Source organism: Vibrio sp. RC586 (genome assembly GCF_000176715.1).
Taxonomy (GTDB): Bacteria; Pseudomonadota; Gammaproteobacteria; order Enterobacterales; family Vibrionaceae; genus Vibrio.
On sequence record NZ_ADBD01000007.1, the window covers coordinates 862,552 to 875,868 of the forward strand.

At 48.8% G+C, this 13,317-nt stretch carries 16 protein-coding genes; 2 read left to right on the forward strand and 14 right to left on the reverse strand.

Features of this window, described 5'->3' with window-relative positions:
• Nucleotides 1–18: 18 nt before the first annotated feature.
• The 9 genes from iscX to trmJ form a co-directional block, all read right to left on the reverse strand.
• Entirely contained in the window at nucleotides 19–213 is a 195-nt protein-coding gene (gene iscX / locus VOA_RS10385) for a Fe-S cluster assembly protein IscX (RefSeq protein WP_000872174.1), read from the reverse strand.
• A 47-nt stretch (nucleotides 214–260) separates the two neighbouring features.
• The gene (gene fdx, locus VOA_RS10380; RefSeq protein ID WP_001124187.1) at nucleotides 261–599 is read right to left on the reverse strand and encodes an ISC system 2Fe-2S type ferredoxin; all 339 of its coding nucleotides are present in this window, start codon (nucleotides 597–599) and stop codon (nucleotides 261–263) included.
• 13 nt (nucleotides 600–612) lie between these two features.
• A complete protein-coding gene (gene hscA, locus VOA_RS10375) occupies nucleotides 613–2,463 on the reverse strand; it encodes a Fe-S protein assembly chaperone HscA (protein ID WP_001196556.1) in 1,851 nt (616 codons plus the stop codon).
• Nucleotides 2,464–2,486: 23 nt separating this feature from the next.
• Nucleotides 2,487–3,002: a co-chaperone HscB gene (hscB, locus tag VOA_RS10370; protein ID WP_001105755.1), complete on the reverse strand. Its 516-nt coding sequence runs from the start codon at nucleotides 3,000–3,002 to the stop codon at nucleotides 2,487–2,489.
• A gap of 48 nt (nucleotides 3,003–3,050) precedes the next feature.
• Nucleotides 3,051–3,374: an iron-sulfur cluster assembly protein IscA gene (gene iscA / locus VOA_RS10365; RefSeq protein WP_000301571.1), complete on the reverse strand. Its 324-nt coding sequence runs from the start codon at nucleotides 3,372–3,374 to the stop codon at nucleotides 3,051–3,053.
• A gap of 60 nt (nucleotides 3,375–3,434) precedes the next feature.
• Nucleotides 3,435–3,818 carry a Fe-S cluster assembly scaffold IscU gene (gene iscU, locus VOA_RS10360; protein ID WP_000331703.1) on the reverse strand — a complete coding sequence of 128 codons (384 nt, stop codon included), beginning with the start codon at nucleotides 3,816–3,818 and terminating at the stop codon, nucleotides 3,435–3,437.
• Between the two features lie 36 nt (nucleotides 3,819–3,854).
• Nucleotides 3,855–5,069 (reverse strand): IscS subfamily cysteine desulfurase, encoded by a 1,215-nt coding sequence (locus VOA_RS10355; RefSeq protein ID WP_000775249.1) that lies wholly within the window; start codon nucleotides 5,067–5,069, stop codon nucleotides 3,855–3,857.
• 26 nt (nucleotides 5,070–5,095) lie between these two features.
• Nucleotides 5,096–5,617: a Fe-S cluster assembly transcriptional regulator IscR gene (gene iscR / locus VOA_RS10350; RefSeq protein ID WP_001918301.1), complete on the reverse strand. Its 522-nt coding sequence runs from the start codon at nucleotides 5,615–5,617 to the stop codon at nucleotides 5,096–5,098.
• Between the two features lie 114 nt (nucleotides 5,618–5,731).
• Nucleotides 5,732–6,463 carry a tRNA (cytosine(32)/uridine(32)-2'-O)-methyltransferase TrmJ gene (gene trmJ / locus VOA_RS10345; protein ID WP_001995075.1) on the reverse strand — a complete coding sequence of 244 codons (732 nt, stop codon included), beginning with the start codon at nucleotides 6,461–6,463 and terminating at the stop codon, nucleotides 5,732–5,734.
• Nucleotides 6,464–6,644: 181 nt separating this feature from the next.
• Here trmJ and suhB point away from each other — a divergent pair, with 181 nt between their 5' ends.
• The gene (gene suhB, locus VOA_RS10340; RefSeq protein ID WP_000553435.1) at nucleotides 6,645–7,448 is read left to right on the forward strand and encodes an inositol-1-monophosphatase; all 804 of its coding nucleotides are present in this window, start codon (nucleotides 6,645–6,647) and stop codon (nucleotides 7,446–7,448) included.
• Between the two features lie 168 nt (nucleotides 7,449–7,616).
• Here suhB and secF read toward each other — a convergent pair whose 3' ends face one another.
• From secF to tgt, 4 genes are all read right to left on the reverse strand, one after another.
• The gene (gene secF / locus VOA_RS10335; RefSeq protein ID WP_000486403.1) at nucleotides 7,617–8,564 is read right to left on the reverse strand and encodes a protein translocase subunit SecF; all 948 of its coding nucleotides are present in this window, start codon (nucleotides 8,562–8,564) and stop codon (nucleotides 7,617–7,619) included.
• A gap of 14 nt (nucleotides 8,565–8,578) precedes the next feature.
• Nucleotides 8,579–10,432, reverse strand: coding sequence for a protein translocase subunit SecD (gene secD / locus VOA_RS10330; RefSeq protein ID WP_083806464.1), 1,854 nt, complete (start codon nucleotides 10,430–10,432; stop codon nucleotides 8,579–8,581).
• Between the two features lie 21 nt (nucleotides 10,433–10,453).
• Nucleotides 10,454–10,786, reverse strand: coding sequence for a preprotein translocase subunit YajC (gene yajC, locus VOA_RS10325; RefSeq protein ID WP_000053139.1), 333 nt, complete (start codon nucleotides 10,784–10,786; stop codon nucleotides 10,454–10,456).
• A gap of 104 nt (nucleotides 10,787–10,890) precedes the next feature.
• Nucleotides 10,891–12,030: a tRNA guanosine(34) transglycosylase Tgt gene (gene tgt, locus VOA_RS10320; protein ID WP_000778618.1), complete on the reverse strand. Its 1,140-nt coding sequence runs from the start codon at nucleotides 12,028–12,030 to the stop codon at nucleotides 10,891–10,893.
• Between the two features lie 10 nt (nucleotides 12,031–12,040).
• Between tgt and VOA_RS20005 the strand changes: the two genes are divergently transcribed.
• A complete protein-coding gene (locus tag VOA_RS20005) occupies nucleotides 12,041–12,304 on the forward strand; it encodes a hypothetical protein (RefSeq protein WP_032468186.1) in 264 nt (87 codons plus the stop codon).
• On the opposite strand, the gene queA is transcribed toward VOA_RS20005, so the two are convergent.
• The gene (queA, locus tag VOA_RS10315; RefSeq protein WP_001198111.1) at nucleotides 12,259–13,317 is read right to left on the reverse strand and encodes a tRNA preQ1(34) S-adenosylmethionine ribosyltransferase-isomerase QueA; all 1,059 of its coding nucleotides are present in this window, start codon (nucleotides 13,315–13,317) and stop codon (nucleotides 12,259–12,261) included. The two genes, VOA_RS20005 and queA, sit on opposite strands and share 46 nt — an antisense overlap.

Here is a 13,317-nt window from a genome sequence, read left to right on the forward strand (position 1 = left end):
CATTTTGCACGTGATGAATTACTCGAATTCATCCATCCAGCACAGAATGACGGCTTCGAGGATTTTTTCGTTGGAATGATTCGGATCATCGTCAAAATCTTCCAACTCCATGATCCAACGATGCAGATCGGTAAAACGTACGGTTTTGGGATCGACATCGGGAAACTTGTCACACAGCTCAATCGCGATATCGCGTGAATCTGTCCATTTCATGGTTAGCCTTCCTATTGGTTTACCTCGGCTGCGACCGAGGCTAAGAATTAATGATCTTCGCTTGCGTGGTTTAGCGTGTATTTCGGGATCTCGACGACGAGATCTTCATCCGCCACTCGAGCCTGACAGCTGAGACGAGATTCTGGCTCCAGACCCCAAGCTTTATCCAGCATATCGTCTTCCAGCTCATCACTCTCTTCCAGTGAATCAAACCCTTCTCGAACGATACAGTGGCAAGTAGTACAAGCGCACGATTTCTCACACGCATGCTCAATAGCGATACCGTTTTTGAGTGCCACATCAAGAATCGTTTCCCCGGTTTGCGCTTCTAACACTGCGCCTTCCGGGCAAAGGGTTTCATGAGGCAAAACAATAATCTTAGGCATGTTGGTAGTCTCTTCAAATCTCGTCAACGGAGTGGCCAGCCAGTGCGCTACGAATCGACTTATCCATTCGTCTTGACGCAAAATCCTGACTCGCTTTGTCTGTGTCTTTTATTCCTTGCTCAATGGCATCCGCATTATCGCCATTGCGCAGTTCAATCAAGCGCTCGATCGCCTGTAATAAAGTTTGGCGCTCTTGCTCGCTCAGTAGTTCATCACCATCCGCTTGCAGGGCTGAAACTAAGCCTTCAATCACGCGATCCGCTTCTACGCGCTGCTCTGCCAACGCACGCGCCAGCATATCCTCTTTAGCATAGGCCATGGAGTCTTTGAGCATCTGGGTGACTTCGTCATCGCTTAAACCATAAGATGGCTTAACTTGAATCTCTGCTTGTACACCGGTGCTTTTTTCCAAAGCCGTCACGGAAAGTAAACCATCCGCATCCACTTGATAAGTCACGCGAATGTGCGCAGCACCTGCCGCCATCGGTGGTATACCTTTGAGTGAGAAGCGTGCCAGAGAGCGACAGTCATCGACCATTTCACGCTCCCCTTGTACCACATGCACACTCATCGCCGTTTGCCCATCTTTGAAGGTGGTAAACTCTTGCGCGCGAGCAACAGGAATGGTGGTGTTGCGTGGGATGATTTTTTCGACCAAACCGCCCATGGTTTCAATCCCCAAAGAGAGAGGAATGACATCGAGCAGCAACATTTCTGCATCCGGCTTATTACCGGCCAGAATGTCCGCCTGAATCGCCGCACCAATCGCGACCACTTCATCCGGGTTAATGCTGGTCAGTGGTGTGCGGCCAAAAAACTCCCCCACTTGCTCGCGCACAAACGGTGTGCGGGTTGAACCGCCCACCATCACGACTTCGAGCACCTCATCCGCTTCAACACCGGCATCTTTCAATGCGCGGCGGCAAGAAAGCAGGGTCTTTTTCACCAATGGTGCAATCAGGTTTTCCAACTCTTCACGAGTAAGCGTACCTTGCCAGCCAAGCACATTCAGCTCAGCCGTCATGTGTTCAGTCAGATCGATTTTGGCTTGTGTCGCGGCGTTAATCAGCGCGCGCTGCTGCTCAGCGGTTAAGCTGGTGAGTCCGATTTGTGCTTGCAGGTGATCGGCGATCAGATGGTCAAAATCATCACCGCCCAGTGCAGAGTCACCACCGGTTGCGAGCACTTCAAACACGCCGCGTGAAAGGCGTAAAATCGAAATATCGAAGGTGCCGCCGCCCAGATCGTAGACCGCGATCACCCCTTCTTGGCCTGAGTCCAAACCATAAGCAATCGCCGCAGCTGTCGGCTCATTGAGTAAACGCAGCACATGCAAGCCCGCTAACGCCGCAGCATCTTTGGTGGCAACCCGCTGCGCATCATCAAAATACGCAGGTACCGTGATGACCACTCCCGCCAATTCGCCACCTAAGGTGGCGGTGGCACGTTCTGCCAAGGCTTTCAAAATATCGGCAGAGATTTGAATAGGGTTTTTATCCCCTTGCGCGGTTTGCACAATCGGCAAGCCTTTCTCACTCGCTTTGAAGCGGTAAGGCAGATGAGGATAACGCTGATTGATGTCTTGCAGTGAACGTCCAAGCAGACGTTTTACCGAAATCACAGTGTTGTGCGGATCGGTTTCAGCTTGTTCACGAGCAGGATAGCCGACACGAGTCGCATCAGCACCATAGTTCACCACTGAGGGGAGAATACTACGCCCTTGGCTATCGACGAGTGTGCTTGCGGTTCCGCTGCGCACAGAAGCGACCAGTGAATTCGTGGTGCCTAAATCAATACCCGCAGCCAACTTATGCTGGTGTGGTGCCGAACTTTGCCCCGGCTCTGCAATCTGAAGTAATGCCATCAGTTGTTCCTTTGAATCTTGAATTAGCCAAGCAGTTGGTCTTCGACTCGTTCTACTTCATTTTTGAGTTTGGCAATAAATTTGAGCTTTCTGATCTGATCAGCCGCCGCTAACCACTCACTTTGGGCTAATTGGCCTTGTAGCTGTGCGAGATAATGACGCTGCATCGCGGTTACCTTAGTGTCAAAAGCGACTAAGGCAGCTTCTGGATCTGTACAAGCCGTCACGGACTCTAGCTCTTCGCGTAGCTCCATCTGTTCCATCAGAAACATCGGATCTTGCAGCGTCTGCTGCTCAGCGTTCATCTCTATGCCTTGTAACGACAACAGATATTCCGCGCGGCGGAGTGGATCTTTCAGTGTCTGATACGCATCGTTAATTTGCGCGGCTTGCTGCACTGCCATTAGGCGGTCACGCTCAGAAGCGGTAGCAAAATTATCCGGATGGAATCGTTTCTGCAACGCTCTGAACTGAGAAGAAAGAAGGCTACCATCCACTTCAAACTGGATCGGCAGCCCAAATAATTCAAAATAATTCATCTTGATAGCGGTCCTGTGATCGAGAACAGTCTCGATAGTCAGTTACCGTTAAACGTTGAAGCTTTCACCACAACCACATTCGCTTTTGACATTTGGGTTGTTGAATTCAAAGCCTTCGTTTAACCCTTCTTTTTTGTAATCGAGTTGAGTGCCATCTAAATAGACCATGCTTTTGGTGTCAATGATCACCTTCACACCATGGCTTTCAAATACGTGGTCTTCTTCGTTGAGATCATCAACAAACTCGAGCACATACGCCATTCCCGAACACCCAGTTGTCTTGACACCAAGACGTAAACCGATGCCTTTTCCACGATTATCCAGAAAAGTTTTTACTCGGCTTGCTGCGGTTTCGCTAAGAGTGACGGCCATACTTCAACCTTATGATTTCAATAAATTAAAGGGTGGGAGCGCTCGACGCTCCCAAACGAATTAGTGTTGATGCTTTTTCTTGTAGTCCGCAACAGCGGCTTTGATGGCATCTTCGGCTAGGATTGAGCAGTGAATTTTCACCGGTGGCAATTCGAGCTCTTCGGCGATTTCGCTGTTCTTGATCGCTGCCGCTTCATCAATGCTCTTGCCTTTCACCCACTCAGTCACTAGCGAGCTAGAAGCAATTGCGCTACCACAGCCGTAAGTTTTGAATTTTGCATCTTCGATGATGCCTTCTGGTGATACTTTGATCTGCAAACGCATTACATCACCACACGCAGGTGCGCCAACCATGCCGCTGCCTACAGAAGGATCTTCTTTATCAAATGAACCAACGTTACGTGGGTTCTCGTAATGGTCAATGACCTTTTCGCTGTATGCCATGTTCGTTACCTCGAATCCTTTATAACCTTGGAATGATTAGTGGTGTGCCCACTCAACCGTGTTCAGATCTACGCCGTCTTTGTACATGTCCCAAAGTGGAGACATCGCACGCAGTTTATCCACTGCTACGCGGATCAGTTCGATCGCATAATCAATCTCTGCCTCGGTCGTGAAACGACCAAAAGAGAAGCGAATTGAGCTGTGTGCCAGTTCATCGTTAAGACCCAGAGCGCGCAATACGTAAGAAGGCTCAAGGCTGGCTGAAGTACATGCACTGCCTGACGATACAGCCAGATCTTTCAGTGCCATCAGCAGAGATTCACCTTCTACAAACGCAAAACTGACGTTGAGATTGTGTGGTACACGCTGATCCAGATCACCGTTAATGGTCACGGCTTCCATATCTTTAATGCCATCAAGCAGACGATTACGCAGTTTCAGTGCGTGATCGTAATCTTGCTGCAGCTCTTCCTTCGCGATACGGAACGCTTCACCCATACCCACAATTTGGTGAGTCGGCAGAGTACCAGAACGGAAACCACGTTCATGGCCACCACCATGCATTTGTGCTTCAAGACGAATACGTGGTTTACGGCGTACATACAAAGCACCAATACCTTTCGGGCCGTAGGCTTTGTGCGCAGACAGAGAAATCAGATCAACCTTCATCTCTTGGACATCAATCGCTACTTTACCCGCGGATTGCGCTGCATCAACATGGAACACCACTTTACGTGAACGGCACAGTTCGCCGATCGCTGCGATATCTTGTACCACGCCGATTTCGTTGTTCACGTGCATGATAGAAACCAAAATAGTGTCATCACGCATCGCGGCTTCAAGCTTAGCCAGATCGATCAAGCCATTGCTTTCTGGATCAAGATAAGTCACTTCAAAGCCTTCACGCTCCAGTTGGCGCATGGTATCCAGTACCGCTTTGTGTTCGGTTTTACTGGTGATGATGTGCTTGCCTTGCTTGTTATAGAAGTGAGCAACACCTTTGATCGCGAGGTTGTCAGATTCAGTAGCACCCGAAGTGAACACAATTTCACGTGGGTCTGCATTCAGCAGGGCTGCGATTTGCTCACGCGCAGTGTCTACCGCTTCTTCTGCCTGCCAGCCATAACGGTGCGAGCGCGAAGCTGGGTTACCGAAGGTACCATCCATCGTCATGTACTGAACCATTTTTTCAGCTACGCGCGGATCAACCGGGCATGTCGCTGAATAATCTAGATAAATAGGCAGTTTCATTTTCTACTCCAGTGTAAACCTTGCCGCTATGAGCGAACATTAATACCAAAAGGCGCAGCACCAATGGTGACTGTGTTTGAGTTGTTTTGCGAAACCCTTTGGCTGACCGCAAGATGAAGATCTTGACGATCTGAAACTTCGAGAACTTCGTTATCCATCATCAGCTCACCGAGCGTGATGTTGTTGAGAAAATCCGTAATGCGTGAGCTGAGATCACGCCACAGTGTGTGAGTCAGGCAGCGAGTCCCGCCCTGACAATCCCCTTTCCCGTTGCATTTGGTCGCATCGACCGATTCATCAACCGCGGCAATCACAGTACCAATAGAAATGGCGTATGAGTCCATTCCTAAGCGATAACCGCCGCCCGGACCGCGCACACTGGCGACTAAGCCCGCTTTACGTAACTTAGAAAAAAGCTGCTCTAAGTACGAGAGAGAAATGCCTTGGCGCTCAGAAATGTCCGCCAACGGTACTGGGTTTTGTTGCGAATGCAGAGCCACATCTAACATGGCTGTTACCGCATATCTTCCTTTAGATGTCAGTCTCATAATCACACCGTATCCACACTGTTTATGTGGCTGGAAGTTTTCCATACTTGACTCTTTTGGTCAAGTATTTATTTGACTAATTTAGTCAGGTATTTAACCCTGAGACTTATAAGCTTATTCTTTGCGTGAGATTGACTTTTGTACTGACGTTAAGATCCCGCGCAAGATATTGATTTCTTGAGCTTCTGGCCGAGCGCGCGTAAACATGCGGCGCAGTTTATTCATCACCTGCCCCGGCTGCTGCGCAGAAATAAACTCGGTTTGCATTATCACTTGTTCAAGATGGGCATAAAAACGCTCCAACTCTTGATGACGCGGATACTCTTCCTGCAATGTGCTGCTTTGCGAGCTCTGCTGCAAAGCAAGATAGGCCATCCGCACTTCATAACTCAGCAGTTGTACCGCCATTGCTAAATTGAGCGAGCTGTATTCTGGATTAGCAGGCACACACACGTGGTAGTGACACAGTTGCAGCTCTTCATTGGTCAAGCCAGTGCGTTCACGACCAAACACCATAGCCACACTATGTTGGTTGGCTTCGCTGATGAGTTTTTCTCCGCACTCGCGTGGCTCAAGCATTGGCCATTCAAGGGTACGTGAACGCGCACTGGTGCCCACGACTAACCCACAATCGGCAACGGCGGCTTCCAGCGTTGGATAAATTTGCGCATTGAGTGCAATTTCACTTGCCCCCGCGGCTAACGCGATCGCTTGAGCATCAACCTGACACTGCGGATCGACCAGCACCATCTGGCTCAGCCCCATGACTTTCATCGCCCGAGCGGCCGAACCAATATTTCCAGAGTGAGTTGTGCCGACCAATACGACTTTCACGCGTTCTAACATCATTTGCTAAAATGTACTCCAAACAAAGCCGCGGGATATTAACACAAACCTGACCAAAATGGTCAGACCCTTTACCTTGACGGGCAACTAAGCGCACAAAAAATAACCACTTCCTTTTTTGATTTGTTTTGGTATACTGCCGCCCGCTTTTTCGTTCTTTAACATCCGTTGGGAAACTCGTATGCATCCAATGCTAAATATCGCTATTCGCGCCGCGCGAAAAGCAGGTAACCATATTGCCAAATCTCTGGAAAACGCAGAGAAGATTCAAACTACTCAGAAAGGCAGCAACGACTTTGTGACTAACGTCGACAAAGAAGCAGAAGCGATTATCGTTTCAACCATCAAAAGCTCTTACCCTGAGCACTGCATCATTGCAGAAGAAGGCGGCCTTATCGAAGGTAAAGATAAAGAAGTGCAATGGATCATCGACCCACTGGATGGCACCACTAACTTTGTAAAAGGTTTCCCTCACTTTGCTGTTTCTATTGCAGTACGCTTTAGAGGCAAAACTGAAGTCGCTTGTGTTTACGACCCAATGACTAACGAACTGTTCACTGCCCAACGTGGTGCTGGTGCACAGCTCAACAACGCTCGTATTCGCGTTCAGCCAATCAAAGATCTGCAAGGCGCAGTTTTGGCAACCGCTTTCCCATTCAAACAAAAACAACACTCAGAATCTTTCATGAAGATCCTCTCTGCGATGTTTGTTGAATGTGCGGATTTCCGTCGTACTGGTTCAGCAGCGCTGGATCTGTGCTACCTAGCGGCAAACCGTGTTGATGGTTACTTCGAACTAGGCCTGAAACCTTGGGACATGGCTGCGGGTGAACTAATTGCTCGTGAAGCGGGTGCTATCGTAACTGACTTTGCTGGCGGTACTGATTACATGCAATCAGGCAACATCGTGGCATCAAGCCCACGCGGTGTGAAAGCCATTCTGCAGCACATCCGTGAAAACGGTAACAGCGCAATCTTGAAATAATATCTGCTCCGTCACAGCTGATATCGCCCTGCCATTATGGCAGGGCTTTTTTTTAGCTCTATTACCCCATCGTCTACGACTTGATGATAAATCAGGCCATCGCGGAATACGCTTGATAAAAAAACCGCTGCCAGTGCAGCGGTTTTCATTCAGGGAATCGAATAGAAATTAAGGCATTTCATCCAATTCAGCACCCTCTTTCTCTACTTGTGGAGGCAACAAGTGCTCACGGGTAATCCCGAGTTTTAGCGCCAGTGCTGATGCCACATAGATAGAAGAATAAGTACCAACAGTAATACCCAGCAGCAAAGCTAGAGCAAAACCGTGGATCATCGCTCCACCTTGGGTAAAGAGTGCAATGACCACAAACAAGGTAGTACCTGAGGTGATCAGGGTACGGCTCAAGGTTTGAGTAATTGAGCTGTTCATGATCTCTGCCGGTTCTTCTTTGCGCATCTTACGGAAGTTTTCACGGATACGGTCAAAAACAACGATGGTATCGTTGAGTGAGTAACCCACAACCGTCAGCAATGCCGCGACAATCGTCAGGTCAACTTCGATCTGTAAGATAGAGAAGATACCTAGAGTGATGATCACGTCATGCGCCAGTGCCAGCACTGCACCCGCTGCTAAACGCCATTCAAAGCGTACAGAAACGTAAAGCAAGATACACAGCAAAGAGACCAGAATCGCCAGACCGCCCGCTTCAGTGAGTTCATCACCCACGTTCGGGCCAACGAATTCGATACGGCGCATTTCTACGTTACCACCGGTGCCTTCTTTAATTGCAGCGAGGATCTGGTTACCCAGCGCTTCACCCGCCATATCATCACGCGGACGTAGGCGTACCATTACATCACGTGCAGAACCAAAGTTTTGCACTGTGGCATCACCAAAGCCTTTAGCTTCAAGAGCGCTACGGATTTGCTCCAAATTGGCAGGCTGTTCAAAGCCCACTTCAATCAAAGTACCGCCGGTGAAATCCAGCCCCCAGTTCAGCCATTTGGTAGACAGAGTAAAAATCGATGCGGCGATCATCACCAACGACAAAGCAAAGGCGAATTTCGACCAACGCATAAAGTCGATCATTTTGTCTGCTTTTAGGATTTGAAACATAACTTACCCCAGCCTCAGATCGACAATTTGTTGATACGTTTGCCACCATACATCAAGTTCACGATACAACGTGTTCCAATAATGGCGGTAAACATAGAGGTTAAAATACCGATAGACAGCGTCACCGCGAAGCCTTTAATCGCACCTGTACCTACGGCAAACAGAATGATCGCAGTAATTAAGGTGGTGATGTTGGCATCGGCAATAGTACTGAATGCGTTAGCATAACCTTGGTGAATCGCTTGCTGCGGATTTTTCCCTTCACGTAGCTCTTCACGAATACGCTCAAAAATCAGCACGTTGGCATCGACTGCCATACCCACTGTCAGCACGATACCCGCAATACCCGGCAAGGTCATGGTTGCACCGGGAATCATCGACATCACACCAATGATCAACACAAGGTTTGCCATTAGTGCCACGTTAGCGATCATGCCGAACTTACGATAGTAAAGTAGCGTAAACAGCATTACAGCTACCATGCCCCAAATACAGGCTTGAATACCCATGTCGATATTCTGTTGCCCCATTGATGGACCAATGGTGCGCTCTTCAACGATAGAAATTGGTGCAATCAAAGCACCCGCACGCAACAACAGAGCAAGGTTATGTGCTTCTGCCGGTGAATCAATCCCAGTAATACGGAAGTTACGTCCCAGTGCCGACTGAATTGTCGCTTGGTTAATCACTTCTTCATGCTTGGTCAGGATCACTTTACCTTCAGGAGAGCGCTTACCGCTGTCTTTGTATTCCGCAAACACCGTCGCCATCAGCTTGCCAATGTTCTTTTTCGAGAACGCCGACATTTTGTTACCGCCTTCGCTATCGAGCGAAATGTTCACCTGTGGGCGACCATATTCGTCCGCGCTTGAGCTTGCATCGGTAATGCTTGAACCACCCAGAATCACGCGCTTTTTCAGCACCACAGGACGGCCATTACGATCGAACTTGATTTCGCTTCCTGCTGGCGCACGTCCTGCTGCTGCAGCGGCGAGGTCGGCTTTATCGTCAACTTCACGGAATTCAAGAGTTGCGGTCGCACCTAAGATTTCTTTAGCACGCGCAGTATCTTGAACACCCGGTAGCTCCACCACAATACGCGTTGCACCTTGGCGTTGAACCAGAGGCTCAGCCACACCCAGCTCGTTCACACGATTACGCAAAATGGTGATGTTCTGCTCGACAGCGTAGTTACGAATTTCCTGTAAGCGAGCTTCGGTAAACTTAGCCAGCAGCACAAAACGGCCATCCGTTTCTGAAGTCGTAAAGGTCATATCACGGTGTTTCGACTCCAGAAGCAGCTTGGTTTGTGCCAGTTGCTCTGCATCACGTAAGGTTACTTCAACCGCATCCGGCAACGGACGGATCGCACGATAACGAATTTTTTCGTCACGTAGATCACCGCGGAAAGCTTCTTCTTGTTGAGTAACCAGCTTTTCCATTGCAGCATCCATGTCCACTTCCATCAGGAAGTGCACACCACCACGCAGGTCAAGACCCAGTTTCATTGGTGCAGCACCAATCGACTCAAGCCAGTTTGGCGTTGAAGGCGCAAGGTTGAGCGCAACGATTTTGTCGCTACCGAGTGCTTCGCTGATAATATCTCGGGCGCTGATTTGCGTATCCGTATCATTGAAACGAACAAGGATAGAGCCATTTTCAAGAGCAATGGATTTTTTGGAGAGGTGCGCTTTATCGAGCGCAGAGGTGACAGCATCCAGCGTTGACATATCAACAGAGGCGCCACGCGCCCCTGTAATTTGGATAGCTGGATCTTCACCGTAGATATTTGGAAGTGCATACAAGGCTGCAATGGCGATGGTAAACACCACCATCAGATACTTCCATAACGGATAACGGTTTAGCACAGCGAGGATCCTATGGCTGTTTTAAAGAGATTTCAGCGTACCTTTTGGCAACACTGCAGTCACGAAGTCCTTCTTAATCACAACTTCGTTGTTGGTGTTCAACTCGATAGTGATGTAAGCGTTGTCTTCAGCAATCTTAGTGATACGACCAACCAAGCCACCGCTAGTGAGCACTTCATCGCCTTTTGCCATGGATGACATCAGGCTTTTGTGCTCTTTTACACGCTTAGCTTGTGGACGGTAGATCATGAAATAGAAGATCACTGCGAACATCGCGAGCATGATGATCATTTCAAAACCGCCACCTTGTGGGGCACCTTCGCCTGCGGCATGTGCTACAGAAATTAAACTCATTGAGAAACGTCCTCTAAGTTATTGTTGTTTAATGTTGATTCTATTGGGATGCACAAGGTTGAATTCAAGCGGCTTAGCGCACAAATCCAACCCAGTGCACGAAATCAGGCTTTGTCTTTTTGTAGTGGTGGCACTTCGCGGTTACGACGCGCGTAGAACTCGGCTACAAATTGGTCAAAACGGTCTTCATCAATTGCTTTACGAATACTTTCCATTAGTCGTTGGTAGTAACGCAAGTTATGGATGGTATTCAAGCGAGCACCGAGGATTTCGTTACAACGATCCAAATGATGCAGGTATGACTTCGAATAATTTTTGCAAGTGTAACAGTCGCAATGCGGATCGAGTGGTGTTGTATCCGTTTTATGTGCTGCATTACGGATCTTGATCACACCACCCGTCACAAACAGGTGACCATTACGTGCGTTACGGGTTGGCATTACGCAGTCAAACATGTCGATACCACGACGTACACCTTCCACCAAGTCTTCCGGTTTACCTACGCCCATCAGATAACGTGGCTTGTCTTCCGGCAGTTGTGGGCAGGTATGTTCCAGTACGCGATGCATGTCTTCTTTCGGCTCACCCACCGCAAGACCACCCACAGCATAACCATCAAAACCGATTTCAGTCAGACCTTTTACCGATACATCACGCAAATCTTCATACACACCACCTTGCACGATACCAAACAGGTTGTTCGGGTTTTCGAGCTTGTCGAAGTGGTCACGTGAGCGCTTTGCCCAACGCAGTGACATTTCCATCGATTTTTTCGCTTCATCGTGGGTCGCAGGATATGGCGTACACTCATCAAAAATCATCACGATGTCTGAGCCTAAATCTTTTTGGATTTCCATCGACTTCTCGGCATCCATAAAGATTTTGTCGCCGTTGACTGGGTTACGGAAATGCACGCCTTCTTCTGTGATCTTACGAATATCGCCTAAGCTGAATACCTGAAAACCGCCTGAATCAGTCAAGATAGGACCTTGCCAGTTCATGAAATCGTGCAGGTCACCGTGCATTTTCATCACTTCTTGGCCAGGGCGCAGCCATAGGTGGAAAGTGTTACCGAGCAGAATTTGCGCACCGGTCTCTTTCACTTCTTCAGGCGTCATCCCTTTTACGGTGCCGTAAGTACCCACTGGCATAAACGCAGGGGTTTGCACTGTGCCGCGTTCAAAGGTCAATTGACCACGACGGGCATTACCGTTTTTCTTTTTCAATTCAAATGTTAATTTCACGAAGCCTCCAATGTCAGAGAAACAGTCTGACGTTTTATTCCCACTCAATGTGGCGTATTGCCCACATCAGCAGGTCTACAATCCAAGCCTTATATCATTGAATAAGGCTCTTTGCGGAGCGGTCGCGTTTCCCTGCGAAAAAGGTCTGTACCTTTTCTGGCTACTGCCAGCACTCGTTTTCGTTATCGCCAATCACTTAAAGCTACAGCGCCAAGTGATCAGCGATGATTACGCTTTAGTCATCTGCTTACGAATAAACATCGCATCGCCATAACTAAAGAAGCGATATTGCTCTTTGACCGCATGTTCATAAGCGGCCATGGTGTGCTCATAACCTGCAAACGCACTCACCAGCATGATCAAGGTCGATTCAGGCAAGTGGAAATTGGTGATCAAGCAATCCACCAACTGGTATTGATACCCCGGGAAGATGAAGATTTCGGTATCACCAAAAAATGGCTTTAACTCGGTGCCTTTTTGCAGCGCATCTTGCGCCGCACTTTCGAGTGAACGTACTGAGGTGGTACCCACAGCAACCACTCGACCGCCACGCGCTTTGGTCGCCGCAACCGCATCCACCACTTCTTGCGGCACTTCTACGTATTCCGCATGCATGTGGTGATCGTGGATATTGTCCACGCGCACTGGTTGGAATGTTCCCGCACCAACATGCAGAGTCACATACGCCAACTCAACACCTTTGACTTGGATCTGCTCCAACAGTGCTTGATCAAAATGCAAACCGGCCGTTGGTGCTGCCACAGCGCCCGGCTTTTGGTTGTAAACGGTTTGGTAACGCTCTTTATCTGCATCTTCATCAGGACGATCGATGTAAGGCGGCAATGGCATATGGCCAATTTGGTTGAGAATATCCAATACCACGGTTTCCGCAGTAAAACGGATTTCAAACAACGCATCGTGACGCGCCTGCATCACCGCATGAAATTCATCATTTTCGCCTAAATACAGTTCAGTGCCCGGCTTTGGCGGTTTTGATGAGCGAACGTGCGCCAAAATCGTGTGTTCATCAAGCATGCGCTCCACCAACACTTCCAACTTGCCACCGCTGGCTTTGCGCCCAAACATACGTGCAGGGATCACTCGCGTGTTGTTAAACACCAGCAGATCACCTGGTTCAACGAATCCGAGAACATCTTTAAAGGTTCCATCCGTCAGTTGACCGCTATTGCCGTCAAGTTGGAGCAATCGGCTCGCGGTACGTTCTGCTTTTGGGTAACGAGCAATCAGCTCGTCTGGGAGTTCAAAGTGAAAATCTGAAACTTGCAT

Bases quoted from the DNA above. Each gene is read 5' to 3' on its own strand.
- fdx (WP_001124187.1), bottom strand. From the start codon at position 599: ATGCCTAAGATTATTGTTTTGCCTCATGAAACCCTTTGCCCGGAAGGC.
- VOA_RS20005 (WP_032468186.1), top strand. From the start codon at position 12,041: ATGTCAGAGAAACAGTCTGACGTTTTATTCCCACTCAATGTGGCGTAT.
- hscB (WP_001105755.1), bottom strand. From the start codon at position 3,002: ATGAATTATTTTGAATTATTTGGGCTGCCGATCCAGTTTGAAGTGGAT.
- yajC (WP_000053139.1), bottom strand. From the start codon at position 10,786: ATGAGTTTAATTTCTGTAGCACATGCCGCAGGCGAAGGTGCCCCACAA.
- iscX (WP_000872174.1), bottom strand. From the start codon at position 213: ATGAAATGGACAGATTCACGCGATATCGCGATTGAGCTGTGTGACAAG.
- trmJ (WP_001995075.1), bottom strand. From the start codon at position 6,463: ATGTTAGAACGCGTGAAAGTCGTATTGGTCGGCACAACTCACTCTGGA.
- queA (WP_001198111.1), bottom strand. From the start codon at position 13,317: ATGCAAGTTTCAGATTTTCACTTTGAACTCCCAGACGAGCTGATTGCT.
- hscA (WP_001196556.1), bottom strand. From the start codon at position 2,463: ATGGCATTACTTCAGATTGCAGAGCCGGGGCAAAGTTCGGCACCACAC.
- VOA_RS10355 (WP_000775249.1), bottom strand. From the start codon at position 5,069: ATGAAACTGCCTATTTATCTAGATTATTCAGCGACATGCCCGGTTGAT.
- iscU (WP_000331703.1), bottom strand. From the start codon at position 3,818: ATGGCATACAGCGAAAAGGTCATTGACCATTACGAGAACCCACGTAAC.
- iscR (WP_001918301.1), bottom strand. From the start codon at position 5,617: ATGAGACTGACATCTAAAGGAAGATATGCGGTAACAGCCATGTTAGAT.
- iscA (WP_000301571.1), bottom strand. From the start codon at position 3,374: ATGGCCGTCACTCTTAGCGAAACCGCAGCAAGCCGAGTAAAAACTTTT.
- secF (WP_000486403.1), bottom strand. From the start codon at position 8,564: ATGTTTCAAATCCTAAAAGCAGACAAAATGATCGACTTTATGCGTTGG.
- suhB (WP_000553435.1), top strand. From the start codon at position 6,645: ATGCATCCAATGCTAAATATCGCTATTCGCGCCGCGCGAAAAGCAGGT.